The sequence below is a fragment of the Nocardioides ungokensis genome (assembly GCF_013466985.1).
Taxonomy (GTDB): Bacteria; Actinomycetota; Actinomycetes; order Propionibacteriales; family Nocardioidaceae; genus Nocardioides; species Nocardioides ungokensis.
The window spans coordinates 3,305,159-3,329,936 of the sequence record NZ_CP059164.1; the positions used below are offsets into that span (position 1 = coordinate 3,305,159).

At 72.5% G+C, this 24,778-nt stretch carries 17 protein-coding genes and 2 pseudogenes; 3 read left to right on the forward strand and 16 right to left on the reverse strand.

What is annotated here, in order from left to right; translation table 11 throughout:
• Positions 1-263 precede the first annotated feature (263 nt).
• The 5 genes and pseudogenes from H0S67_RS16320 to H0S67_RS16335 form a co-directional block, all read right to left on the reverse strand.
• A pseudogene (locus H0S67_RS16320) lies at positions 264-2,915 on the reverse strand (Rne/Rng family ribonuclease); the annotation flags it as partial.
• Positions 2,916-3,254: 339 nt separating this feature from the next.
• Entirely contained in the window at positions 3,255-3,971 is a 717-nt protein-coding gene (locus H0S67_RS16325; RefSeq protein WP_180933891.1) for a TIGR03936 family radical SAM-associated protein, read from the reverse strand.
• Positions 3,972-4,710: 739 nt separating this feature from the next.
• The gene (locus tag H0S67_RS16330; protein ID WP_246354807.1) at positions 4,711-4,968 is read right to left on the reverse strand and encodes a DUF222 domain-containing protein; all 258 of its coding nucleotides are present in this window, start codon (positions 4,966-4,968) and stop codon (positions 4,711-4,713) included.
• Positions 4,965-5,339: a hypothetical protein gene (locus tag H0S67_RS25665; RefSeq protein ID WP_246354808.1), complete on the reverse strand. Its 375-nt coding sequence runs from the start codon at positions 5,337-5,339 to the stop codon at positions 4,965-4,967. The genes H0S67_RS16330 and H0S67_RS25665 overlap by 4 nt, the downstream gene beginning before the upstream one ends.
• Before the next feature lie 299 nt (positions 5,340-5,638).
• Entirely contained in the window at positions 5,639-6,832 is a 1,194-nt protein-coding gene (locus H0S67_RS16335; RefSeq protein WP_180933893.1) for a winged helix DNA-binding domain-containing protein, read from the reverse strand.
• Positions 6,833-6,926: 94 nt separating this feature from the next.
• On the opposite strand from H0S67_RS16335, the gene H0S67_RS16340 reads away from it, so the two are divergent.
• Positions 6,927-8,117, forward strand: a complete 1,191-nt coding sequence (locus H0S67_RS16340) for an MFS transporter (RefSeq protein ID WP_246354809.1) — start codon at positions 6,927-6,929, stop codon at positions 8,115-8,117.
• 6 nt (positions 8,118-8,123) lie between these two features.
• Here the strand turns inward: H0S67_RS16340 and H0S67_RS16345 are convergent, their stop codons facing one another.
• Positions 8,124-10,091, reverse strand: a complete 1,968-nt coding sequence (locus tag H0S67_RS16345; protein ID WP_180933895.1) for a TIGR03960 family B12-binding radical SAM protein — start codon at positions 10,089-10,091, stop codon at positions 8,124-8,126.
• Between the two features lie 134 nt (positions 10,092-10,225).
• On the opposite strand from H0S67_RS16345, the gene H0S67_RS16350 reads away from it, so the two are divergent.
• A complete protein-coding gene (locus H0S67_RS16350; RefSeq protein ID WP_180933896.1) occupies positions 10,226-10,711 on the forward strand; it encodes a DUF4188 domain-containing protein in 486 nt (161 codons plus the stop codon).
• Between the two features lie 30 nt (positions 10,712-10,741).
• On the opposite strand, the gene H0S67_RS16355 is transcribed toward H0S67_RS16350, so the two are convergent.
• The 4 genes and pseudogenes from H0S67_RS16355 to H0S67_RS16370 form a co-directional block, all read right to left on the reverse strand.
• Positions 10,742-10,900 (reverse strand): hypothetical protein, encoded by a 159-nt coding sequence (locus H0S67_RS16355; protein WP_180933897.1) that lies wholly within the window; start codon positions 10,898-10,900, stop codon positions 10,742-10,744.
• Positions 10,901-10,963: 63 nt separating this feature from the next.
• Positions 10,964-11,806, reverse strand: a complete 843-nt coding sequence (locus H0S67_RS16360) for a nuclear transport factor 2 family protein (protein WP_219635308.1) — start codon at positions 11,804-11,806, stop codon at positions 10,964-10,966.
• 73 nt (positions 11,807-11,879) lie between these two features.
• Positions 11,880-12,857: a phosphotransferase family protein gene (locus tag H0S67_RS16365; protein ID WP_180933898.1), complete on the reverse strand. Its 978-nt coding sequence runs from the start codon at positions 12,855-12,857 to the stop codon at positions 11,880-11,882.
• Positions 12,858-12,924: 67 nt separating this feature from the next.
• Positions 12,925-14,643: pseudogene (locus H0S67_RS16370) on the reverse strand (MDR family MFS transporter); the annotation flags it as partial.
• 34 nt (positions 14,644-14,677) lie between these two features.
• On the opposite strand from H0S67_RS16370, the gene H0S67_RS16375 reads away from it, so the two are divergent.
• Entirely contained in the window at positions 14,678-15,838 is a 1,161-nt protein-coding gene (locus H0S67_RS16375) for a calcium:cation antiporter (protein WP_246354810.1), read from the forward strand.
• Here H0S67_RS16375 and rodA read toward each other — a convergent pair.
• The 6 genes from rodA to mreB are packed head-to-tail and all read right to left on the reverse strand — an operon-like array spanning position 15,802 to position 24,630.
• A complete protein-coding gene (rodA, locus tag H0S67_RS16380) occupies positions 15,802-16,998 on the reverse strand; it encodes a rod shape-determining protein RodA (RefSeq protein WP_180933900.1) in 1,197 nt (398 codons plus the stop codon). The genes H0S67_RS16375 and rodA overlap by 37 nt on opposite strands.
• A 1-nt stretch (position 16,999) precedes the next feature.
• Complete coding sequence (locus H0S67_RS25670) at positions 17,000-18,079, reverse strand: penicillin-binding transpeptidase domain-containing protein (protein ID WP_246355396.1); 1,080 nt, start codon at positions 18,077-18,079, stop codon at positions 17,000-17,002.
• Positions 18,019-19,107: a penicillin-binding transpeptidase domain-containing protein gene (locus H0S67_RS25675; protein WP_246354811.1), complete on the reverse strand. Its 1,089-nt coding sequence runs from the start codon at positions 19,105-19,107 to the stop codon at positions 18,019-18,021. The genes H0S67_RS25670 and H0S67_RS25675 overlap by 61 nt, the downstream gene beginning before the upstream one ends.
• A gap of 32 nt (positions 19,108-19,139) precedes the next feature.
• On the reverse strand, positions 19,140-19,649 hold the full coding sequence (gene mreD / locus H0S67_RS16390; protein ID WP_180933901.1) for a rod shape-determining protein MreD: 510 nt from the start codon (positions 19,647-19,649) through the stop codon (positions 19,140-19,142).
• Positions 19,646-20,629: a rod shape-determining protein MreC gene (mreC, locus tag H0S67_RS16395; RefSeq protein WP_180933902.1), complete on the reverse strand. Its 984-nt coding sequence runs from the start codon at positions 20,627-20,629 to the stop codon at positions 19,646-19,648. The genes mreD and mreC overlap by 4 nt, the downstream gene beginning before the upstream one ends.
• A complete protein-coding gene (gene mreB, locus H0S67_RS16400; protein WP_180933903.1) occupies positions 20,629-24,630 on the reverse strand; it encodes a rod shape-determining protein MreB in 4,002 nt (1,333 codons plus the stop codon). Before mreB ends, mreC begins: the two co-directional genes overlap by 1 nt.
• Positions 24,631-24,778 lie beyond the last annotated feature (148 nt).

A 24,778-nucleotide genomic window follows, 5' to 3' on the forward strand; every position in this document is an offset into this window, starting at 1 on the left:
ACCTTGGGGGCGGCCGGCTCGACGGGCTCGGGCTGCGTTGCCTCGGCGGCAGCCGGCTGCTCCGCAGGGGTGGACACCTCGGCCGGCTGCGCGGACGGAGGCGTCTCGACCGGTGCCTGCTCGGCCGGAGCCTTCGGCTCGGCCGACTGCTTCTCGACCTGCTGGTCCTCGGTGACTACCTTGTCGGCGTTCTCCGGCTTGGCGACCGCTGCGATGTCCTTCGGCGACGGCGCCGACTTGGCGGCATGACCGTCGCCGGCGTCGTGCTGGTGCCCGGAGTCGCCGTCGCCACGACCGCGTCCACCGCGGGTGCGACGGCCGCCGCGACGCGCCTCGTCCTCTGGCCTCTTGGGCTCGACCGGGGCGTCCTTGATGACGACGCCGCGGCCCTGGCAGTGCTCGCAGTTCTCGCTGAAGGACTCGACCAGGCCGGTGCCGATCCGCTTGCGGGTCATCTGGACCAGTCCGAGCGAGGTCACCTCGGCGACCTGGTGGCGGGTGCGGTCGCGACCCAGGCACTCGACGAGGCGGCGGAGCACCAGGTCGCGGTTGGACTCCAGGACCATGTCGATGAAGTCGACGACGATGATGCCGCCGATGTCGCGCAGCCGGAGCTGGCGCACGATCTCCTCGGCCGCCTCCAGGTTGTTCTTGGTGACGGTCTCCTCGAGGTTGCCGCCGGACCCGGTGAACTTGCCGGTGTTGACGTCGACGACCGTCATCGCCTCGGTGCGGTCGATGATCAGTGAGCCGCCGGAGGGCAGCCAGACCTTGCGGTCGAGCCCCTTGGCGATCTGCTCGTCGATGCGGTACGTCGCGAACACGTCCTTGCCGCTGCCGTCGGGGTCGTAGCGCTCGAGACGCTGCTCGAGGTCGGGCGCGACGTGCTTGACGTACCCCTGGACGGTGTCCCAAGCGTCCTGACCCTGGATGACGAGCTTGCTGAAGTCCTCGGTGAACAGGTCGCGGACGACCTTGAGGGTGAGGTCGGGCTCGCCGTACAGCAGCTGCGGGGCGCTGCCCTTGGTCTTGCGCTCGATGTCCTCCCAGCGGGCCTTGAGGCGCTCGACGTCGCGGGTGAGCTCGTCCTCGCTGGCGCCCTCGGCGGCGGTGCGCACGATGACGCCGGCGCTGTCGGGGACGATCTCCTTGAGCAGGGTCTTGAGGCGGTTGCGCTCGGTGTCCGGCAGCTTGCGGGAGATGCCGCTGGTGGTGCCGTCGGGCACGTAGACCAGGAAGCGGCCGGCCAGGCTGATCTGGCTGGTCAGGCGCGCGCCCTTGTGGCCGATCGGGTCCTTGGTGACCTGGACCAGCACGGGCTGGCCGGAGGTCAGCACGGACTCGATCTTGCGGGGCTGTCCGTCGCGGTGGCCCAGCGCGGACCAGTTGACCTCACCGGCGTAGAGCACCGCGTTGCGACCCTTGCCGATGTCGATGAACGCGGCCTCCATGGAGGGCAGGACGTTCTGCACGCGGCCGAGGTAGACGTTGCCGATCAGCGACGTCTGCGACTCGCGGGCGACGTAGTGCTCGACGAGGACCTTGTCCTCGAGGACGCCGATCTGGGTCAGCTCGTCGCGCTGGCGGATCACCATGACGCGGTCGACCGACTCGCGGCGGGCGAGGAACTCCGCCTCGCTCACGATCGGCGCGCGACGGCGCCCGGCCTCGCGGCCCTCACGGCGGCGCTGCTTCTTGGCCTCGAGTCGCGTCGAGCCGGCGACCGCGGTGATCTCGTCCTCCGCGGAGCGCTGCTTGCGTACCCGGGTGACGGTGTTCTGCGGGTCGTCGCCACCGTCACCGGAGTCGTCGCCGGAACGACGGCGGCGCCGGCGGCGGCGCGAGGAGCCGCCCTCGCCACCGTTCTCGTCCTGGTCGCCCTCGGCCTCGGTGGACGTCTCGTCCTCGTCCGAGTCGCCGGCGGAGCTGTCCTGGTTGCCGTTGGACTCGCCGTCGCCGGACTTGCGGCGACGTCGGCCCCCGCGGCGGCGACGGCGGCGGCCGCCACCCTCGGTCTCCTCGCCGTCGGCGGACTCACCCGTCGTCGAGGCTGCGGACTGGTCGGTGGTCTCGGCAGCCTCGCCGACCTCGACGTTCTCGGTCTCGGCACCCTCGACGTCGGCACTCTCGTCCGCCTCGGCCAGCTCCTGGGCCTCGGGCTTGGCGCTGCGGCGGTTGCGGGTGCGGGTCTGCCTCTCCGGCTTGTCCGGAGCGGGCGTGCTCTCGGCCGCCTGCTCCTCGCCGGTCTCGGGCTGAGCCGTCGCGACCTCGGCCTCGACTGCCTCGTCGGCCTGCTTGTCGGCCTGCTGGGCGGCCTCGGGACGCGCCTTGGCGGCAGGTGCCTTGCGGGTGCGCTTGGCAGGCGTCTTGGTCGCCTCGGGGGCCTTGAAGAGCAGCATCGGGGCGGCGGTCTCCGCGGCCGGCTCGGTCGTCGGCTTGGCGGCGTCGGCTGCGGCAGCGGCAGCGGCAGCGGCAGCGGCAGGGTCGACCGTCGTCTCGTCGAGCTCCTCGTCGGCCGCGACCGGGGCCGCAGGGTCTTCGACAGGGGCTGCGGTCTTCTTGGCCGCCGTCTTCTTGGCGGTGGTCTTCTTGGCCGCCGTCTTCTTGGCCGTGGTCTTCTTCGCGGCCGCCTTCTTCGCCGGCGCGGGGCCCGCCTCCTCGGCGCCCGGGAGCGGCTCGTCCTCGAGGGACACGACCGCGACCTTCTTGGCCGTGGTCTTCTTCGCGGCCGCCTTCTTCGCCGGGGCTCGCTTGGCGGTGGTCTTCTTCGCCGCGGTCTTCTTCGCAGGCGCGGCAGCCTGGTCGGCGACGCTGTCGCCGGTGGTGCTCGGGGTCTCGCTCTGGGGGGCGCCGGTCTCGGTCGCCTGTTCGTCACCGTGTGCGGTGGTCCCTGCGGGGTAGAGGTCGTCGGGCATGTACTGCTCCTCGACCCGGCGCTCGCGCCGGGCGTGTCGGACGCCGCGGACCCGCGAGTTCAGGGTCGACGGCGCTAAGCCTTCGGTGGCGGCGACACCCTCCGCGGTGCGTCACTGGGCGGCCGGCTCCAACACCTGCCGCGGTCGCCGGGCACAGTCCCAGGACTGTCGTGGATCGCTGTCACCGACCCACCTGCCGCGTCGCGGTCTGGCGAGGACGTACACCCACTGTGCCGACCCCGCACGGGGGACGGCGAGAACGTCGTCGGGTCAACTCGTGAACAGCAAGCCATCCGTCGTCAACCACGGCGAGTATCGCACACGCCACCCGAAAGGGTCCTATGCCGAACCACGCAGCGGGTCGCCGATGCCGCCGGTCGCCGGGTCGAGCGGTCCCTGCGCGAGTCGCGTCAGCAGTGGGGACTCCCCCGCGTCCATGTCGGACACGGCGGCGAGACCGGTCAGCACGTCGTCGGGCCGGACCGCCGGCACCGCGTGCCGCAGGACCAGGTCGAGCCGCGCCCCCCGCTCGTGCGGCGCAAAAGTGAGCGACACGACCGCCGCCCGGCAGTCGAACTCCCGGAGCCCCTTCTTGGTCATCCGCTCGACGACCACCGAGTCCGCCGCCAGGAAGCTCGCCACCGCGGCCTCCACCTGCTCGACCGGGGTCGTCACCTCGAGGCTCCAGCGGCTCGCCTCGAGCCGTTCGGCGAGAGAGCCACCCGGCGACTCCACCACCTCGAGGATGTCGAGACCGTCGGGCAGTGCCTCCTCGAGAGCGTCGCGCACCAGCTCCGGCGAGACCACCTCTGCCAGCCCTATCTCGAGGTACTCCGCCTCGCTCGCCGACCCGGTCGGCGCCGCGCCGGCGTAGGAGATGCGCGGGTGGGGGTTGAAGCCCGAGGAGTAGGCCATGGGGATGCGGGCGCGGAAGACCGCCCGCTCGAAGGCGCGGCTGAAGTCGCGGTGGCTGGTGAAGCGCAGCCGTCCTCGCTTGGCGTACCGGACACGCAGTCGTTGGACGGGTGGGGCCTGCTGCTCGGGCTGTTGACGCACCCCGAAAGGCTATCCGCGCGCCTCCGGCCTCCCCGCGCCGCCCGGCACGCCGGTCGACGCCACCTCACTCCCGCCGACACCTGCTTCGGATCCAGGTGGGTGGTGGTGCTCCGGGTCGCTGGGGGGGAGGAACTCGGGCTTTCCGTCGGTGGGGTTGAGCCGGACCTGCCAGGGGGTGTGGTGGATGGTGCGGTGGTGGTGCCGCAGAGCAGCACCAGGTTCTGAGGCTGGTTTCTCCGTGGTCGGCCCAGTGGACGATGTGGTGGCGTGGCCCATCACCGGCGGGCGGGTGCAGCCGGGGAAGGCGCAGTGCCGGTCGCGGCAGACCAGGGCCCGCCAGATCACGGGGGTGACCAGCCGGTTGGTGCGGCCGACGTCCAACACCTCGCCCTGGGTGCCAGCACAACGGGGATGAGGTCGGCGTCGCAGGCCATCCGCCGGATGGTCGCGGGGGTGAGCTCCAGCCCGTCGTCGGTGACCGCGGGTCCGGTGGTGCCGAGGGTGGCCCAGTCGATCTTCTGCCGCAGGCCTCCGAGGTGGTGACCGCGATCCGGGGCCGTGCGCCGTGGCAGTCGGGTGGCAGGTCGGTGGTCAGGGCGTGCCGGCAGGTCTCGACCAGCGCGTCCCAGAGCCGGGCGCCGTGGTCCCGCGGGTCCACGTTCTCCGCACCCGTGACCGGGTCGACCGAGGGCTGGGCTTGGTCAACGGCAGGAGGGCGGCCTTGATCGCCGCGGCGTCCTCACGGTGCCCGGCCGCGGAGCCGGATGCCGCCGGCCCCGTCCTCGACGATCGCCAGGAACCGACCGTGGTGGGCGGCCCGGTCCTGCCGGTCCAGCTCCCTCGGTCTGCGTTCGTCGGCGTCGGGGTCGGCGACCTCGACCAGGTGCCTCGCGGCCTTGGCCAGGTCGGTCGCGTTCAGGCGGGTCGCGGCATCGAGGAGGAACGCCTCCCCGTCCGCACTGGCTCGGTGGGGAGTGTCGACCGCGTCGACGATCACCGCGGCCTGCTCGGGTGAGACCCGCCCGGCGTCATGGGCGTGGGTCGCGACCGCTCGTGCACGAGCACCTCGGCCTGGCGGACGGTCTGGTGGCCGGTGCCGCGGTGGGTGCCGGCCAGGTGGGTGAACCACTCCGCGGTCGACCCCCACGCCAACTCACCCTTGGCGACCCCACGGGCGTGCACCTCGGCCACCACCGAGGCTTCGAGGGCGGCGAGGTGGGCGCGGAGCCTCTCGGCCACCACCACCGCCTCGACCAGCTCCTCCGAGGACTTCGCGACCCACATCGTCTCGTCCAGATCAGCCACCAGCGTGTTCGCGGCAGCGAGCACCCCGGCGGGGGTGGTCGGCGTACCGGTGGGCTGCTCCATGACCCAACTCAACCAGAGGCCACCGACAGTCAGGGGTCGCTGACCTGCGGTTATCCACCGTCGTGAATAACGAATCGATCACATGTTCGATCCCCAGGGCCTGGTGACCAAAGCCGTGTCGCGGCCCGCAGCCCGGGAGGCGGCCGCAACCCCGGCGGGCGTCCCCCGCGTAGCTGCCTAGCACCGCAACCACCCACCAACCCGCAGGCCGAAGGGAGCAACGCCCTGCCTCGGCTGCGGGGGTTTCGAGGCTCGCTGACGCTCGCACCTCAACCATCGGTGAGAGCTCGCGTCAGCAATCAACCACCGGAGACGGCGGCGAACGCGCGCTTCATCGCCGGCGAGGAGTAGACGGTGCTCACCCGGGTGCCGTCGAGCCAGGCAGTCAGGCGCGCCGCTTCGTGGTCGAGGGCGGCGCGGCCGGCGGCGTCGACCTCCTCGAGCAGGTCGACGTGCACCACGCCGTCGGGGTCCTGGACCCAGCAGCCCACGATCCGGCCGTCCCACCAGGCGGTGCTGCCGGCGTTGCCGTTGCGGTCGAAGAGCGCCTCGCCGTGCGGGCCGAGGTAGAAGGAGCGGTCCTTCCAGCCCATGACGGTCGGGTCCAGCACGGGCAGCAGCGCTGCCCAGGGCTCGGCGCCACCGTCGGGCTCGAGGTCGTCGGGCAGCACCCAGCCGACGCCGTCCCCGTCGAGCGCGACCTGGACGGCGCCCACGGCAGCCAGGGCCTGCTTGACCGCGCCGGCGGTGCCGCCGAGCCACCACTGGATGTCGGCGGCCGTGCCCGGGCCGAAGGTCGCCAGCCAGCGGGCGACCAGCTCGGCGTAGCCCTCGTCCGACTTGAGCGGCGCCGGCTCCTCCCCCAGCCAGCCGCGCATCAGCGTCCACAGCGGTCGCGAGGTGCGCCAGTGGCCGGCGTTGCGGCCGCGGACGATCTCGGTCTCGACGGCCAGCTGCGTCAGCACCCGGGGCGCGATGGGCACGTTGGCGCCGTAGGACTTCCCGACCGCCATGTCGAGGCGACCCGCGAGCTCCGGCACCTGATCGCGCAGGTCCTGCGCCGACAGCTCGCCGTCCTCGGCGAGCCGCGCGAGGACGGCGCCCCTCGCCGCGTCGAGCCAGGCCGAGCCGTCGGTTGCGATGCCGCCGGCCTCCACCTCCTTGACCAGACGCGCGCGCAGCTGGGTCGCCACCCGGGCCGAGGCGCTCCCCCAGGCCGCGGGCAGCAGGTCGCGCGGGAAGACGAAGAGGGTCCGGCGCATGGCCAGCTGCTTGACGAGCTCACGCTCGTCGTAGAGCACCCGGTCCACCTCGGCGTGGGTCAGCTCGTCGACCCTCGCGAACAGCGACAGGTAGACGGTCGCCGGCTCGGTGGCGTGCAGGACCGTCATCGCGCGCGTGGCCGCCACGGCGTCAGGGGCGCGCAGGCCCGGGGCCACCGCGTGCCGCCGTGCGAGCCGGGCGCGTCGTTCGACGTCCGAGAGGTGCCGCATGCGGCCATCCTGCCGCAGGGCACCGACGACGCAGCCGGTTCGGCGCATCGACCCGCTGCGCGTCCGGTCCCGCCCGACTGGGAACATGCGTGCAGTGACCCCCTCTCGCCGCGCCTCGGTGCTGATCCTCCTGGGCATGGTCCTGCTCGCGCTCAACCTGCGCCCCGCCGCGGTCAGCGTCGGACCGGTCCTGGCCGAGGTCCGCGACGGCCTGGGGATGTCCGGCACCGCGGCCGGCCTGCTCACCTCGCTGCCGGTCCTCGCCTTCGCCTGCTTCGGAGCGCTGGCCCCGGCCGCGGCCCGGGTCGCGGGGGTGCACCGGGTGACCCTGGTGGCGCTGCTCACGGTCGCCGCCGGCCTGCTCGGCCGCGCGCTGACCCACAGCGAGCCGGTCTTCCTGCTGCTCTCGATGCTGGCGCTGGGCGGCATGGCGATGGCCAACGTGCTGCTGCCGTCCCTGGTCAAGCTGCACTTCCCCGACCGGGTCGGCCAGGTGACCGCGATCTACACCACCGCGCTCGCCGTCGGCCTCACCTGCGCGCTCGTGCTGACCGTCCCGATCTCCGACACGTACGCCGGGTGGCGCTCGGGCTTGGGCGCCTGGGCGGTCGTGGCCCTGGTCGCGGCGATTCCGTGGCTGGGCCTGGTCGCCCACGACCGTGCCCTGGAGACGTCGCCCCGCTCCGTCCGGTTCGGGGACGTCGCCCGGACCCGGATCGGTGTCGCGATGGCGTTCTTCTTCGGCCTCCAGTCACTGCAGGCCTACGCGGTCTTCGGCTGGTTCGCCCAGCTCTGGCGCGACAACGGCTACACAGCCGCGCAGGCGGGCGCACTGCTCGGGCTCGTGGCCGCGGTCTCCATCCCGCTGTCGCTGTGGGCCCCCGCCGCGGTCGCCCGCCGGGAGGACCAGCGCTGGATCCTGCTCGCGGTGATGTCGTGCTACCCGATCGGCTACATCGGCCTGATGGTGTCGCCCCACGACCTCGCCATCCTTTGGGCGCTGCTCGTGGGCGTCGGAGCGGTGACCTTCCCGATCGTGCTGGTGCTGATCGGCCTGCGCTCGCGCACGCCGCAGGGCACGGCAGCACTCTCCGGGTTCACCCAGTCGATGGGCTACCTGCTTGCGGCGGTCGGCCCGTTCGGCGTGGGCCTCGTCCACGACGCCACCGGCGGCTGGACCTGGCCGCTGGTCATGCTGGCCGCGCTGAGCGTGCCGCAGATCCTGATCGGCCTGTACGTCGCCCGCCCGACGTACGTCGAGGACCAGCTGCGTCAGCCGGCCTGACGCCGCTCAGACGACGCTGAGCGGCAGCAGCTGCCGGCCCGTGGGCCCGATCTGGATCTCGGTGTTCATCTCCGGGCACACGCCGCAGTCGTAGCAGGGCGTCCAGCGGCAGTCCTCGACCTCGACGTCGGAGTCGGGGTCGATCGCGTCCTCCCAGTCGGCCCACAGCCAGTCCTTGTCGAGCCCCGAGTCGAGGTGGTCCCAGGGGAGGACCTCGTCGTACTCCCGCTCGCGGGTGGTGAACCACTCCAGGTCGACGCCACTGCCGTCGAGCGCCGTGGTCGCGGACTCGACCCACCGGTCGTAGGAGAAGTGCTCGCTCCAGCCGTCGAAGCGGCCGCCGTCGCGCCACACCTGCTCGATGACCGCACCGACCCGCCGGTCGCCGCGCGAGAGCAGTCCCTCGATGATGCCGGGCTTGCCGTCGTGGTAGCGGAAGCCGATCGCCCGGCCGAAGCGCTTGTCCTCGCGCACGGTGTCGCGCAGCTGCTTGAGCCGGTGGTCGGTGGTCTCGTGGTCGAGCTGCGCGGCCCACTGGAACGGCGTGTGCGGCTTGGGCACGAAGCCACCGATCGAGACCGTGCACCGGATGTCGTTGCGGCCGGAGACCTCGCGACCCTTGGCGATGACCTTCTTGGCCAGCTCCGCGATCTGCAGGACGTCCTCGTCGGTCTCGGTCGGGAGGCCGACCATGAAGTAGAGCTTCACCTGCCGCCAGCCGTGGGAGTACGCCGTGGCAACGGTGCGGATCAGGTCCTCCTCGGTGACCATCTTGTTGATCACCTTGCGCATCCGCTCCGACCCGCCCTCGGGGGCGAACGTCAGGCCCGAGCGCCGGCCGTTGCGGGAGAACTCGTTGGCCAGCGTGATGTTGAACGCGTCGACGCGGGTCGAGGGCAGCGACAGCGAGACGTTGGAGCCCTCGTAGCGGTCGGCCAGCCCCTTGGCCACCTCGCCGATCTCGGTGTGGTCGGCGCTGGACAGCGACAGCAGCCCGACCTCCTCGAAGCCGGACTTGCGGATGCCGTTCTCGACCATGTCGCCGATGGTCTCGATCGAGCGCTCGCGCACCGGCCGCGTGATCATGCCGGCCTGGCAGAAGCGGCAGCCGCGGGTGCAGCCGCGGAAGATCTCCACCGAGAAGCGCTCGTGGACGGTCTCGGCGAGCGGCACCAGCGGCTTGGCCGGGTAGGGCCACGCGTCGAGGTCCATCAGGGTGTGCTTGCGGACCCGGAACGGGATCCCGGGACGGTTGGGCACGACCGCCTCGATGGAGCCGTCCTCGGCGTACTTCACGTCGTAGAACTTCGGCACGTAGACGTTGCCGGTGACCGCGAGGCGGCGGAGCAGCTCGTCCCTGTTCACGGCGGAGCCGCCGGGTCCGAGCTTGTCCTCCTTCCACTCGCGCACGACCTCCGAGATCGCGAGCACGACCTCCTCGCCGTCACCGAGCACGGCGGCGTCGAGGAAGTCGGCGACCGGCTCGGGGTTGAACGCCGCGTGGCCGCCGGCGAGCACGACCGGGTCGTCCTCGCCGCGCTCGGTGGCGTGCAGCGGGATCCCGGCGAGGTCGAGGGCGTTGAGCATGTTGGTGTAGCCGAGCTCGGTGGAGAAGCTCAGGCCGAAGACGTCGAAGTCGCGCACGGCGCGGTGGGCGTCGACGGTGAACTGCGGGATGGGCCCCTGCGCGTCCCCCTCGCGCATGACCTTCTCCATGTCCGGCCACACCGAGTAGGTGCGCTCGGCCACGATCCAGTCGCGCTCGTTCAGCACCTCGTAGAGGATCTGCACGCCCTGGTTGGGCAGTCCGACCTCGTAGGCGTCGGGGTACATCAGCGCCCAGCGGACGGTCTGCCCCTCCGGTGCGCAGTCCCACTCCTTGACCGTCGAGTTGAGCTCGCCACCGACGTACTGGATCGGCTTCGAGACCGACGACAGCCGGGGCTCGAGACGGGCGAACAGGCTTGTGGACACAGCACTTCCTCACAACGGATCGGGGATCGGCCTAGCGTACGTCGCCCTCCGGGCCCCGGGCGAACCGAAGACCGGACGGACCGATGGACCGGGCGACCCTTGTCACGCCCGTCGACGCGGGGGACCATCCGAGGATGGCGGACGTGCGGCAGGGCCGCTGGGCGGCCCAGATCGACGGTGACTTCGTGGTGTTCCTGATCGGAGCGCGGATCGACCCGCGCCACCCGGTCCGGACGCTGCGCGACCTCGGGGGCATGCGCGGCATGCCCTACATGCTCAAGTACCTCACCAGGCATCCTGAGAAGGGCCTCCTCGGCTACGAGACCTACGGGCTGACGATGAACGTGCAGTACTGGCGGTCCTTCGAGGACCTCGAGCGCTACGCGAACAGCGAGGACGACCCGCACCGGCCGGCCTGGCGCAACTACTGGCGCCGCGTCGGCCGCGACCCGCGGTCGGGCATCTGGCACGAGACGTTCCTGGTGCGCGCCGGGGAGTATGAAGCCGTCTACGGCAACATGCCGCCACACGGCCTGGCCAAGGCGGCCGGACTGGTGTCCCTCAGGGAGGACTCGACTGCCCGCGGCCGGCTCAAGCGCCTGGCCCGACCGGCGGGATAGGCCTCCCCGGAGAGGCCTCCCCGGAGAGGCCTACGGTGTCTCGGAGGCGAGCTGCTCGAGCGCGGCGCGCGCCTCCGCGAGCTCACGTTGTGCCTCGGCGATCAGGTCCTCGAGCCCCGCGGCGCCGAAGCGGTTGGCGACGGCCTGGACCGCCTCGACGATGGCCGGGTCAATGGTGTGCTCGGTCATGCCCACATCCAAGCACGACCCGACGCTCCCGGTCCTCACCCGCAACAGTCGTTCACGACGTGGTCAGCCCTTGACGTAGGACAGCTTCTCGGCCACCTTCCCGTCCCGCATCCGCAGCACGTCGGCCCCACGAACGTGCGCCGGCGTGCCGTCGTCGCCGGTCCAGTCGAAGCGCCAGCGCAGCACGCCCCGGTCCCCGCACACGAACCACTCCTCCTCGGTGAAGGCGGCGTCCCGGGTGGTGCCGAACAGGTCCTCCCACACCGCGCGTACGGCCGCCGCCCCCTCGACCCGGGTCCCGTCCGGGGCCGGCTCGGTGCCCTCGAAGACGCAGTCGTCGGTCATCAGGGCCATGATCGCGTCGACGTCCCCGCGCCCGAAGGCCGCCGAGAACCGCGCGAGCGCAGCGTGGTTGGGCCCCCACGCCGCGTCCCGGCCCGCACCGGCCAGCAGCTCGCTCTGGGCGTCACCGTGCGAGGCGGCCCGGGGTCCGATCGCTCCGGCGGACCGGTAGAGCTCCTCGCGCTCGGCGAACCAGGTGGCCACCTCGTGCACCAGCGCCGGGTCGAGCCGCGGGTCGCCACCGGTCGCCACCGCCAGGTCCCAGGCGTGGATGAGGTGGTCGGCCGCCAGCTGGTGGACGTACTCGTCGAGCTGCTCCTCGCCGTACGACAGGTGCACGGTGCCGCCCCGGGGCGCCGACTCGGCCACGGCTCGCGTGGCCTCCTGAGCCGCCGAGAGCGCGCTGTTGATCGCGTCGTTCCCGAGCAGGTCGCCGTCGAACCGGTCCCCCACCTCCTCGATGGTGCGGCCGGCGACGAGGGGCGCGGTCCACAGGTCCTCGCCGCACACGTGGTTGACCAGGTCCGCACCGTCCAGTCGCGGCACGGCGTCGGGTCGGCCCACCGGTCCGACGGCACGGCGTTGACGCGCTCGGCCCAGGTCTCGACGGTGCGGGCGTACATCGTGTTCAGATCCATCAGAGTTCTCCGCTCTCGAGCGTGGTTCGTGCTGCGCGGACCCACCAGTCGAGGTCCGCCTTCTCCCGCTGCCGGATCGCCGGGTCGGGGTGCTCCGCGGCGTCCAGAGCCTTGTTCCAGCCCAGCCACACCAGGCCCGAGAGCAGGGTCAGCCGCACCGACCTCTCGTCCGCCGCCGGGCCGGCCGCGCGGCGGTAGGCCGCCAGCAGCTCCTCGCGGGTCGGGGCCAGGACCGACGCGCAGCCCGCGATGAACCGGGCGAGGTCGAGGGCGCCCGGTGCGGCGCTGGGCATCGACCAGTCGAGGAGCACCAGGTCGTCACCCTCGAAGGCCATGTTCACGGTGGCGACGTCGCCGTGGGCCAGGGTGACCGGCGCACGGCCGAGCGCGTCGGCGAGGGGGCGTACGTCGTCGAGCAGCCCGAGCACCGGGTCGGCCACGTCGGCCGGGACGGTCTCCGCGAAGATCTCCCAGCCGCGGCAGGCCAGGACCATCAGCTCGTTGCCCTCATCGGCCACGGCACGGATCCGGGCGGGCGCGAACAGGCTGAGCACCAGGTCCAGCGGCGCCAGCCCAGGGGGCGGGTCGCCGAGGAAGCCGCGGTGCAGCGCGGCCAACCGCTCCACGACCCAGAAGGCACGCGCCGGCGACAGGTGGTGCTCCCAGGTCAGCACGGTCTCGCCCAGGTCCCGCATCACGACGACGGTGGTCTCCCCCTCCAGCCACGCGTCCACGACCGCGTGGCCCACGCCGTCCGGCAGGCGGTCGAACACGCCGTCGCGCCACAGGACGTACTCGCGCCCGGGGCCACCACCGGTCAGGTCGAGGGTGAAGTCCTCGCCCGGCTGCACCCTCTTGACGACCAGGGCGCGCCCGTCCGCGAGCCGGACCCGTTCCAGGCCGGCTCCCGACTTTCCCTCATGGCCCGAGATCGCGCGACGTTCGACCGCGTCGCGCAGCAGCTCTGCAGGCGCCACGCCTCCACGGTGTCACTCGCCTCCCGCGCGCACCATGGCCCGTGCGGGCCATGGTGCGCGCGTGGGCTCAGCCCCGCGGGTCGGCAGGCGGACCGGCAGCTGCCACCGCGTCCGCGCGCGACGCGGCGCTCGCGGACGTGGCGCGCAGCTCGACCTTCGGCATCCAGAGCAGCACCAGGAAGGCGAGGAAGGCCACGACGCCGGCGATCAGGAAGACCGAGGCCATCGAGTCGGCGAAGCCCACCTTGAACGGGTGCGCGAGGACGGCGTTCATCCGGCCGATGATCGAGGAGTCGTCCTGCACCTGGCCCAGGACTCCCCCGTCCGGGGTGGGGTGCTGCAGGGCCTGGACCACGGCCCGGTTGAGCGGGTCGGCCATCACCTGCGGGTCACGAACGGTGGCCGCCCAGGCCGGGGTGGCGGCGTCGGCGCGGACCGCGTTCGCGATGTTGCCTCCCACGCTGCCGAACAGGATCGAGAGGAAGATCGCGACGCCCAGGGTGCCGCCGATCTGCCGGAAGAACGTCGCCGAGCTCGACGCCACGCCGATGTCGCGGGGCGGCACGGCGCTCTGCAGGATCAGCAGCAGCGGCTGCATGCAGTTGCCGAGGCCCAGGCCGAGCACGAACATCGGCAGCAGCACCTCGATGAGGGGCGTGTCGGCACCCGTCCGCGAGAGCAGCAGCAGCCCCGCGGTGATGAGCAGCGAGCCGACGAGCGGGAACGGCCGGGTCCGCCCGGTCCGGGAGATGACCTGCCCGGAGCCGATCGAGGCGGCCATCATCCCGACGACCATCGGCAGCATCAGGAAGCCGGCCTCGGTGGGCGAGGCGTCGTGCACGATCTGCATGTAGAGCGGCAGCAGCATGATGCCGCCGAACATCGCCATGCCGACGATGACGCTGGCGGCGATGGCCACCGCCGCCGCGCGCACCCGGAAGATCCGCAGGGGGATGAGCGCGGCCTCACCCATCCTCGCCTCGGCCCAGACGAAGGCGACCAGGCCCACCGCCCCGATGACGAAGGCCGTCAGCGACCGGCCGGAGTCCCAGCCCCACTGGCGGCCCTGCTCGGCCACGGTGAGCAGCGGCACCAGGGCGACGACCAGCCAGGTGGCGCCCCACCAGTCGATGCGGATGCTCGCCCGGTCGCGGGCCTGCTGGTGCAGGTGCAGGGTGCGCGCCACCACGATCAGGGCGGCGACGCCGAGCGGCACGTTGACCAGGAAGACCCAGCGCCAGCCGGCCACCCCGAACAGCACCGACTGCCCGGCGAAGAACCCGCCGATCACCGGGCCGAGGACGCTGGAGGTGCCGAACATCGCCATGAAGTAGCCGCTGTAGCGCGCCCGCTCCCGCGGCGAGACGATGTCGCCGATGATCGCGAGCACCAGCGTGAACAGCCCGCCGGCGCCGATCCCCTGGATGGCGCGGAAGCCGGCGAGCATGTACATCGACGTGGCGAACGAGCACAGCGCCGAGCCGACGATGAAGATCGTGATCGCGAACATGAAGAGCTTCTTGCGCCCGTACAGGTCGCCGAGCTTGCCGTAGATCGGCGTCGCGATCGTCGAGGTGATCAGGTACGCCGTGGTCACCCAGGCCTGCACGGACAGGCCGTGGAGGTCGTCGGCGATGGTGCGGATCGCCGTGCTGACGATCGTCTGGTCCAGCGCCCCGAGGAACATGCCCATCATCAGGCCGGTGAGGATGGTGAGGACCTGGGCGTGGGTGTACTCGCCGGTCTCGGCCGGTGCGTGCTCGATGGTCATCGTCCTCGAGCCTAGGACGTCCTTGGGTGGGGTTCCCTAGGGTCTGGGCATGGATGCGGTGGTGTCGAGCAGGTTCCGGTGGACGGTCGTCACACCCGTCGTGGCGCTCGTGGTGCTGGCCGCGTCCTGGGGTCGGCACCCGAACGGCGCGGCCGGCGCCCTGCTCGTCGCGGTCGTGGGCGGCGTGCTCGTCGGGGCGGTCCTGGCCGCGGTCCACCACGCGGAGGTCGTGGCGCACCGGGTCGGCGAGCCCTTCGGCTCGCTGATCCTCGCCGTCGCCGTGACCGTGATCGAGGTGGCGCTGATCATCACGCTCATGGTCAGCGGCGACAAGGACACCTCAGGGCTCGCCCGTGACACCGTGTTCGCGGCGGTGATGATCTCGGTCAACGGGATCGTCGGCCTGGCCCTCGTGGTGGGGGCGCTGCGCCACCACCTCGCGGTCTTCAACCCCGAGGGCGCCGGGTCGGCCCTGGCCACCGTGATCACCCTGGCGTCGGTGACGCTGGTGCTGCCCCGCTTCACCACCAGCGAGCCGGGCCCGGAGTTCTCCTCCTCGCAGCTGGCCTTCGCCGCGGTCGCCTCCCTGGCGCTCTACGCACTGTTCGTGTTCACCCAGACCGTCAGGCACCGCGACTTCTTCCTGCCGGTCGACTCCGGACCGGGACCGGTCGACGCCGACGGCGACGGGCACGCCGACCCGCCCTCCGGCCGCACGGCGATGGCCAGCCTGGGCCTGCTGCTGGTCTCGCTCGTCTCCGTCGTCGGCCTGGCCAAGGTGGAGTCACCCGCGATCGAGGACGGCGTCGCCGCCGCCGGCTTCCCCGCGGCGTTCGTGGGGGTGGTGATCGCCCTGCTCGTGCTGCTGCCGGAGTCGATCGCGGCCGTCCGGGCGGCGGCACGCGACGACGTCCAGGTCAGCCTCAACCTGGCGTACGGCTCGGCGATGGCCTCGATCGGCCTGACCATCCCGACCATCGCGGCCCGCCTCCATCTGGCTCGACGGTCCGCTGGCACTCGGGCTCGACGCCATGCAGATGGTGCTGCTCGCGATCTCCGTGGTCGTCGGTGTGCTGACCGTGGTGCCCGGGCGGGCCAAGCCGCTCAACGGCGGGGTGCACCTGGTGCTGCTGGCGGCGTACCTGTTCCTGTCCGTGCAGCCCTGAGCAGCCGTCAGCGGGACGCGAGCACCCGCACCGGCATGATGTAGCGGGTCGGCAGCGAGGCGGTCGAGCGCAGGTGGATGTTCTGCAGCAGGCCGATCGCGAGCATGCCCGCGAACATCGAGCTGCCGCCGTACGACACGAACGGCAGCGGGACGCCGGTGACCGGCATGATGCCCAGGCACATGCCGACGTTCTGGAAAGCCTGGAAGCCGAACCAGCAGGCGATGCCGGCGGCCGCGACCCGGCCGAAGACGTCGTCGGTGTGCCGCGCGATGGCCAGCGCCCGCCAGATCACGATGCCGATCAGGGCGATCAGCACGCCCGCGCCGACGAGGCCGAGCTCCTCGCCCGCGACGGTGAAGATGAAGTCGGTGTGCTGCTCGGGCACGAAGCCGGCGCGCGTCTGGGAGCCGTGGAAGAGGCCCTGGCCGAAGAGGCCGCCGTTGCCGACCGCGATGCGCGCCTGCTCGGTGTTGTAGCCGGCGCCCCGCGGGTCGAGGTCGGGGTTGGTGAACGCCATGAAGCGGTCGACCTGGTACTGCTTGAGGAAGCCGGCCGCGACCGCGACCGCAGCCGCGGTGACGCCGCCGACGCCGAGCAGGGCCAGCCAGCGCCGGGGGGCGCCCGAGGTCGCCAGGACGCCGAAGACCGTCGCCGAGAGCACGAGCATCGTGCCGAGGTCGGGCTGCAGCATGATCAGGGCGGCGGGGACGCCGGCGATCACCAGCATGCCGACCACCTCGGCGGTCCCGACCTGGTTGTGCCAGTGGTTCTCCGCGCGCTCGGCGACCAGCAGCGCCATGCCGATGACCACGGCGAGCTTGGCGAACTCCGACGGCTGGATCGACATCCCGCCGAGCTCGAGCCACGAACGCGACCCGTTGATGGTCGAGCCCATCGTCAGGACCATGACCAGCCCGACGATCGAGGCGAGGTAGACCAGCGGGGCCACGATCCGCACCCACCGGTGGTCGGTGGCCATCACGATCACCAGCAGCACGAGGCCGATGGCGACGTTGACCAGCTGCTTCTTCAGGTACGCCGTGGGGTCGCCGAGGGTGAGGTCGTCGCGGTGCGAGGTGGCCGACCACACCAGCAGGCTGCCGAGGGTGACCAGGGCGAGCACCGCGAGCATCAGCAGCCAGTCGAGGCCGGGCGCGCGCAGGGTGCTGCGGGCGGAGCGGGGGCTGGGCTGGTGGGGCATGTCAGTCCTCCCGTGCGGGCGGCAGGATCGAGCCGTCCTTCATGAACGTGGGCAGGTCCTTCGGCGGGACGGTGCCGGGGATCGCGGCGTGCGCGGGGTCGACGTTCATCCCCTTGATGCCGTAGAGCGCCTCCCAGATCTTGCGGACCGCCGGGCCGGAGGTGCCCGAGCCGGTGCCGGCCTGGGTGACCATCATGACCACGACGTAGTTGTCGTCGAAGGTCGCCACCCACGAGGTCGACTGCTTGCCGTAGACCTCGGCCGAGCCGGTCTTGCCGCGGATGTGCACGGTGTCGAGCGGGAAGTCGATGAACTTCCAGGCCAGGGTGCCCACCTTGGGCGTGCCGAGCAGCGCCTGGTTGACGTAGCGGATGCTCGACGCGGACGCGTCCACCTTGCCGGTCGCCCTGGGCGTGAAGCGCTTGAGGACCTTGCCGTCGGCGCTCACGATCGCCTTGGCGATCTGCGGCTTCCACAGGGTGCCGCCGTTGGAGAGCGCGGCGTACGCGCGGGCGAGCTGGAGCGGCGTGACGATCGTGTCGCCCTGCCCGATCGAGTAGTTCACCGCGTCGCCGGCCCGGTAGTAGCTGCCCTCGAGACAGAACTCGTGGGCGAACAGCTTCAGGAAGGCGCTCGGGGCGTTGCCCTTGCGGTCCATCGAGCAGTAGTAGCCCTTCATGGACTTCCAGTAGGCGAGCTTCCAGTGCCGGTCGGCGATCCGACCGCTGGCCTCGCCCGGCAGGTCGATGCCGGTCTCGCTGCCGAAGCCGAAGTTCTTGGCCTCCTGGACCAGCGGGTCCTTGGCGTTCACGTTGGTCGGGTCCGAGCCGTACTTCTGCCAGAAGTGGAAGCCGACCCGGTAGAAGAACGTGTCGCACGAGAGCTGCAGGGCGCGGTCGAAGCCGATCATCCCGTAGGCCTCGGACTCGTAGTTCTTGAACCACCGGTTGCCCACCTGGAAGCCCGAGGAGCAGTCCAGGCGGGTCTGCGGGGTGAAGCCGTTGTTGAGCGCCCCGACGGTCATGATCGGCTTCCAGGTGGAGCCGGGGGCGAACTGGCCCTGCGTCGCTCGGCTGAGCAGCGGGGTGCCGGCCGCGTCGGAGTAGAGTGGGCCAGCTGCTTCTTGGTGATGCCGCCGACCCACACCGAGGGGTCGTACGTCGGCTGGCTGGCCATCGAGATGATCCGGCCCGACTTGGCGTCCATCACCACGACGGCACCGGAGTCGGCCTTGTAGTTCTGGTGGGTGACCGGGTCGTAGGTCTGCCTGGCCAGCTTGATCGTCTGCGCCAGCTGCTTCTCGACCACGCCCTGCACCTTGGCGTCGATCGACGTCACCAGGGTGTCGCCGGGCTGGCCCTTGACCTCGCTGCTGTTGCCGAGCACGCGGCCCATCGAGTCCACGGCGACCCGCTTGTAGCCGGGCATCCCGCGCAGCCACGCGTCGTACTGCTTCTCGACGCCGGCGCCCACCGAGGAGGCGCCGTTGAGGGAGCGGTCGCCGTGCTTCTGGGCGCGGTCGTACTCCTGCGCCGTGATCGGGCTCAGGTAGCCGAGCACGTGCGCGAGGTTGTCGCCGAAGGGCTGCGGGTAGGCCCGCACGCTCTGCTGCTCGGCGACGACGGACGGGTAGTCCTCGGGCTGCTCGAGGATCCGCAGCGCCACACCCTGGCGGACGTCGGAGGCGACGGGGACGGGCTGGTACGGCGAGCCGTTCCAGCAGGTGCCCGTCACGCTCCCGGACTCACCACAGGTGACCAGCCGCTGGCGGATCGTCGCGGGCTTCTGGCCGACCACCGCACCCAGCCGCTCGATGAGCTTGCCCCGCTGCGAGTGAGACATCTTGTCGAGCATCGCCCGGTCGACCGAGACCACCCACGAGGTGCGGTTGGCGACCAGCGGGCGACCCATGTCGTCGACGATCAGGCCGCGCTGCGGCTGGACGACGACCTCGCGGACCGACTGGGAGGCCGCCTGCGCGTGATACTCCTCGCCACCGACGACCTGGAGGTAGTAGAGCCGGGCGAAGAGCGTCGCGAAGAGCGCGAAGACGAGCGCCTGGATCACGATCAGGCGCAGCCGGCTCTTGGTGGTGGCGGCCGCGGACATGCGCCCCGACGGCCCGGAGTCGCGCGGCGCCATCACGCCGTCCGGGCGGGCTCGAGGCGGTGGAACATCCGCATCAGCAGCGGCAGCACGAAGGGCGTCAGCAGGACGTCCCACACGACGGCGACCAGGATGACGCGGAGCAGGTCGGGCACGCCGAGGGCGGGGTCCCGGAGCACCAGGCCGCTGATGGCGAAGATCGAGGTGCCGACGAAGGACGACGCGGCCACGGTCGCGACGACCGTGGTGGCGGTGGGCTTCACGTCCTGGCGCATCCGGCCGGCCAGCCAGCCGACGACGACCAGGGCCAGGGCCCAGCGGCCCGCCACGTGGTCGGCCGGCGGCGCCAGGTCGAGCGCGACCCCGGCGAGGAAGCCGAGGACCACCGCGAACTGCGGACCGCGGGTGAGCGCGGCGGCGACCACGACGAGCAGGCAGAGGTTGGGCACGATGCCCTCGAAGGCCAGGTGCGGGAACACCGTGACCTGGAGGACCAGCGCCACCGCGACGGCGAGGGCGGCCACCAGGCCGCGCACCGCGCTCACCTCAGGCTCCCGTCGGCCTCGATGACCGCCCGGTCGCTGCGGGTGCCCGACGGCACCACGACACCGACGAGGTCCAGGGACGCGAAGTCGACGTAGGGATCGATCACCGCGCGCTGGGTCGACTCCCGCACGCTGCTGTAGACGCTGGTGACGCGGCCGACCGGCACGCCGGAGACGTACGGCGCGCCGTCCTTGCTGCCCCAGGTGACCACCGTGTCGTGGCTGGCCGGGACCTCCGCACCGTCGACCAGGTCGAGGTCGAGCCGGCCGTCGCCCCCGATCTCGCCGCGGCCGTGCAGGAAGCCGACCTCCATGCTCTCGCCGACCCGGCCGCCGACGACCGAGTCCGTGTCGACGATCAGCAGGACGGTGGCGGTGGTCCTGGTGACGCGCAGGACCCGGCCGACCAGGCCGTCGTTGTTGAGGACCGTCATGTCCGGATGGATCCCGGCGGTGGAGCCCGCGTCGATGGTCACGGTGTCGGAGAAGGTCTGGGCCGACCCCATCGCGACCACCCGGGCCGGGACCAGGGCGTAGCCGAGGTTGTCCGCGGCGGCGGTCAGGCCGTCGTACTCACGGAGGCGGTTGCGGTCGTAGTCCTCGGTGGCCGCCGCCGACCGCAGCCGGGAGTTCTCCGCCTGGAGCCGGGCGACGTCCTCGTTCAGGGCGCCGCGCGAGCGGAACCAGTCCGGGACGGCGGTGAAGGGCCGGATCGCGGTCGCGGTGCCGGTCTCGACGGGTCCGAAGACCTCACCCACGGCGCGCCGCGCCGACTCGACCGGGGAGTCGTCACCGCCGTGGTAGTCGAGCGTGATGAGCGTCAGGCTGGCCAGCACCAGGGCCACCAGCAGGGAGCGCGACGGGCGGGAGCCGTCGTCGAGCTGGCCGGAGCCGCCCCAGCGGCGCTCCCGGCCCGCCCTGGAGCGGCTGCGACCACCGAACCCGCCGGACGGCTTGCGGAGCCTGTCGAGCGGACCCATCAGTACCGCCGGGGGTCGGAGACGAGGACCTGCTGGAGGGCCTCGAACTCCTCGACGCACTTGCCCGCCCCGTGGGCGACCGAGGTGAGCGGGTCCTCGGCGACGTGCACGGGCATGCCGGTCTCGTGCCGCAGGCGCTCGTCGAGGCCGCGCAGCAGCGCGCCACCGCCGGTGAGCACGATGCCGCGGTCCATGATGTCGCCGGCGAGCTCCGGCGGGGTCTGGTCGAGCGTCGCCCGGACGGCGTCGACGATGGCGTGCAGCGGCTCCTCGAGCGCCTGGCGGACCTCGGCGCTGCTGACCACGACGGTGCGCGGGAGGCCGGAGACCATGTCGCGCCCGCGGATCTCGGCCTCGGGCTCGTCCGGCAGCGGGAAGGCCGAGCCGAGGGTCATCTTGACCTCCTCGGCGGTGCGCTCCCCCAGCATCAGGGAGTACTCCTTCTTCATCCACGCCACGATCGCCTGGTCGAGGTCGTCGCCGGCGGTGCGGATGGACAGGCTGGTGACGATGCCGCCGAGCGAGATGACGGCGACCTCGGTGGTCCCGCCGCCGACGTCGACGACCATGTTGCCGGTGGCCTGGTGCACCGGGAGCCCGGCGCCGATCGCGGCGGCCATCGGCTCCTCGACGATGTAGACGCGCCGGGCGCCGGCCTGGTAGCCCGCCTCCTTGACGGCGCGCTGCTCGACGGCGGTGATCCCGCTCGGCACGCAGATGACCATCCGCGGCTTGGCGAAGTAGCGCCGGCGGTGCACCTGCTGGATGAAGAACCGCAGCATCTGCTCGGTCGCCTCGAAGTCGGCGATGACGCCGTCCTTGAGTGGGCGGATCGCGGTGATGTTGTCCGGCGTGCGGCCGATCATCCGCTTGGCCTCGTGGCCGACCGCGAGGATCTCGCCGGTGGTGGCGTTGAGGGCGACGACGCTGGGCTCGTCGAGGAGGACTCCCTTGCCGCGGACGTAGACGAGGGTGTTGGCGGTGCCGAGGTCCACGGCCATGTCTCGGCCGATGAAGCTGTTCGCCATGTGCTGCCGCCCTGGGGAAGAAATGGTGCTGCTGGGAAGGGAGTGGCACAAGGCTAAGGAGCGGGAGGGCCCCTCCCCGGCAGGACACGCGGACCCGTCGGCGCGGGAAATGCGGCGTACGTCGCGCCGCGGCCGGTCGCCGGTCCCGCGGGTAAGTCGCCCGTCAGTCCACCCGGGGATCGCGCAGCGCCGCGGCCAGCTCGTCGCGCGAGCCGACCCGAGCTTGCGGAAGGCGCCGCGCAGGTGGAACTCCACGGTCCGTCTGCTGAGGAAGAGCTCCGCGGCGATCTGCGGGTTGCTGCGACCGGCCGCCGCGAGCTCGCAGACCCGGCGCTCGCTCGGGGTCAGCGACTCCGGACCGCTCACCGCCTCCCGGCGGGGTCGGCCACCCGCGGCCGTCATCTCGGCACGGGCCCGGTCACGCAGGCGGACCGCACCGAGGCGGGTCGCCACGTCCAGCCCCTCGTGCAGCATCTCGCGCGCCTCGCTGCGCCGCCCGGCCCGGCGCAGCGCCGCGCCCAGGTCGATCCGGGCACGGGTCTCCTCCAGCCGGGCCGGTGACTCGACGAGCGTCTCGACGCTCTCCCGGAGCAGCTCGAGCCCCTCCTCGCCGCCGACCACCAGGCCCTGGGCGCGCAACGCCACCCCCAGCGGCCGACGGGCGCCGTAGGCGCGAGCCAGGCGGACCTCGTCGGCCACCAGCGCGCGGGCCCGCTCGACGTCACCGACCGCGAGGTGCGCCAGCGCCGCCTCCGAGCGCCAGGGCAGCACGGTCGGGTTGACCAGGAACGGCAGGCTGGACGCCGCCGTCACCGCCTTGTCCATGTGCTCGCGGGCCGCCTCGTGGTCGCCTCGGGCAGCCGCGACCCGGCCGCGGGCGACCTCGATCGTGGCGATGCCGACGGCGTCCGCGCCGTGCTCGGGCGAGTCCGGCTCGTCGACCACGGCCTCCGCCTCGTCGAGGCGGTCCAGCTCCAGGAGCGCCACAGCGCACCAGAAGCGCGCGAAGTGGATCTGGCCGTTCCAGCCCCCTCGCCACGGCTCGATGGCGGCGAGGGAGTCGTCGACGGCCTCCTCGAGCCGCCCTGCCCAGTAGCGCTCCCAGGCTCGGCCGAAGAGCAGGTTCGCCCGGCCCAGGTGGGAGGCCTGGCGGTCGGCCACCTCGAGGCCGCGAGCCACCTCCTCGTCGCACTCCTCGAACAGGTCGGCCCAGATGAGGCAGCCCAGCGCCACCATCAGGTCCAGGCCGATGCCCTGCTCCCGCAGCATCGCGCCGTCGTCGAGCGCTCCGAGCGCCAGCCGGCGGGTCTGCTCGTGGTCGGTCACGCCCATGACGCTGGCGAGGGCGAGGTGGACCTGGAGGAAACGGCCGCCGGTGGCGAGCTGCTCGTCGGGGACGTCCACCAGGTCCGGTCCCACCTTCCCGCCCGGGCGCAGGGTCTCCATGGCGAGCCGGCACACGCGCAGCCGCGAGTGCAGCTCGTCGTCCCCGCCCCTCTGGAGGCGCAGGGCGCGGTCGAACACCTCGGCCGCCTCGTCGTACTTCCCGCTCTGGAACAGCACGTCACCGATCCGCACCATCACCGCCAGCTCGGTCTCGGGGTCGACGGCTGCCTGGCTCGCCTGGTCGAGGCGCTCGACGGCGCTCAGCCTGCCGGTGAGCAGCTCGGCCTCGGCGAGCTCGGCGAGGACGTGGGCGCGTTCGTCCGGCGACGGGGGCTCCTCCAGGGCGCGTTCGAGGTAGCGACAGGCCGACTCGGCTGCACCGCGGGACCGGGCGTCGTGGGCCGCGGCGCGCAGCCGCTCCACCGCCCACGGGTCAGCGGCGCGCGTGGACCAGAGCAGGTGGGCCGCGACCGGCTCGGGGCCGACCCCGTCCTCGTGGGCGAGTGCCGCGGCGCGCCGGTGCCGGGTGCCTCGCTCGGCATCCGGGATGGAGCTGCGGACGGCCGACTGCAGGAGCGGGTGCGCGAAGGCCGGCGGGTCGCTGGACTGCAGCACGCCGGCCCGGACCAGCGCGTCGGCGGCGGAGGCGGCGACCTCGGTCGGCAGGCCGGCGAGGGCCGCGACGCGGCGCAGCGGAGCGCCCGGCTCGAGGACGGCAAGTGCCTCCGCGACCTCGCGGCCGGCCTCCCCGGCACCGGCCAGGCGCAGGCTGGTGGAGCGCTGGAGCGAGATCGACGAGGTCTCGTGCAGCCGCTGGGCCGCGTCGTCGTCGGTGGCGGCGCCGCTGGTGGCGACGGCCTGCAGCAGCTCGTTGATCAGCAGCGGGTTGCCGCCGGTCACGCGCGCGCACTCCGCGCAGTAGGTGTCGGCGGCCTCGGGGAAGCGGCGACGCACGAGCTCGGTGCAGGCCTCTGCCGACAGCGGCCCCAGGGTGGTGCCACCCAGGCCGACCTCCGCCAGCAGGCGGCCGAGCAGGTCGTCCACGTCCGTGGTCTCGCCCGTGCGCACCGTGGCCAGGAGCCCGACCGGCAGGTCGGCGAGGCGCTGCGCCAGGTAGAGCAGGAAGGTGACCGAGGAGCGGTCGCCCCAGTGCAGGTCGTCGACGACGACGAGCCAGGGACGGTCGCCGCCGGCCGTCGCCAGCTCGGCGACGAGGCGGTACGCCGCGTGCACGAGCTCGAGCTCCTCGCTGCCGGTGGCGGGGGCACCCTCGAGCAGCGCGACCGCCGCCCGGGCCGGGCCCGCCGCCAGCGCGGCGCGCTCCTCCGGCGCGACCCCGGCCAGCGCGGGTTCGAGCAGCTGGCGGACCAGGCCGAAGGAGAGCGTGGACTCGATCGGGTGGCCGGTCGCCCGCGCGACCGCGATGCCCTCCTGGGCCGCGATCGCCGCAGCCTCCCGCAGGATCGTGGTCTTGCCGATGCCCGCCTCCCCCTCGAGGAGGAGCAGCCCGCCCGTGCCCTCCCGGGCGCGTTCGATCAGCGTCATGACCTGATGGAGCTCGGTGGCACGTTCGACCAGCCGGATCATGGAGGCGATCCTGCCTCCCGCTGGTGCCTCAGGGAAGCAAAACCCGGTGAGACTCACCGGCGAGCAGGTCGCCCCCGCTCACGTACGGTGCGGCGTGCGGGCCGTCGTCCGGCTGGCGACCAGGGGGGCAGCCGGACGGGGCCCGCGT

What these genes read in the sequence shown, in the direction of transcription:
- H0S67_RS25665 (WP_246354808.1), bottom strand. Translation starts at nt 5,339, where the DNA reads ATGGAGCAGCCCACCGGTACGCCGACCACCCCCGCCGGGGTGCTCGCT.
- H0S67_RS16335 (WP_180933893.1), bottom strand. Translation starts at nt 6,832, where the DNA reads ATGCGGCACCTCTCGGACGTCGAACGACGCGCCCGGCTCGCACGGCGG.
- H0S67_RS16350 (WP_180933896.1), top strand. Translation starts at nt 10,226, where the DNA reads ATGGCGGACGTGCGGCAGGGCCGCTGGGCGGCCCAGATCGACGGTGAC.
- H0S67_RS16355 (WP_180933897.1), bottom strand. Translation starts at nt 10,900, where the DNA reads ATGACCGAGCACACCATTGACCCGGCCATCGTCGAGGCGGTCCAGGCC.
- H0S67_RS16375 (WP_246354810.1), top strand. Translation starts at nt 14,678, where the DNA reads ATGGATGCGGTGGTGTCGAGCAGGTTCCGGTGGACGGTCGTCACACCC.
- rodA (WP_180933900.1), bottom strand. Translation starts at nt 16,998, where the DNA reads ATGCCCCACCAGCCCAGCCCCCGCTCCGCCCGCAGCACCCTGCGCGCG.
- H0S67_RS25675 (WP_246354811.1), bottom strand. Translation starts at nt 19,107, where the DNA reads ATGTCCGCGGCCGCCACCACCAAGAGCCGGCTGCGCCTGATCGTGATC.
- mreC (WP_180933902.1), bottom strand. Translation starts at nt 20,629, where the DNA reads ATGGGTCCGCTCGACAGGCTCCGCAAGCCGTCCGGCGGGTTCGGTGGT.
- mreB (WP_180933903.1), bottom strand. Translation starts at nt 24,630, where the DNA reads ATGATCCGGCTGGTCGAACGTGCCACCGAGCTCCATCAGGTCATGACG.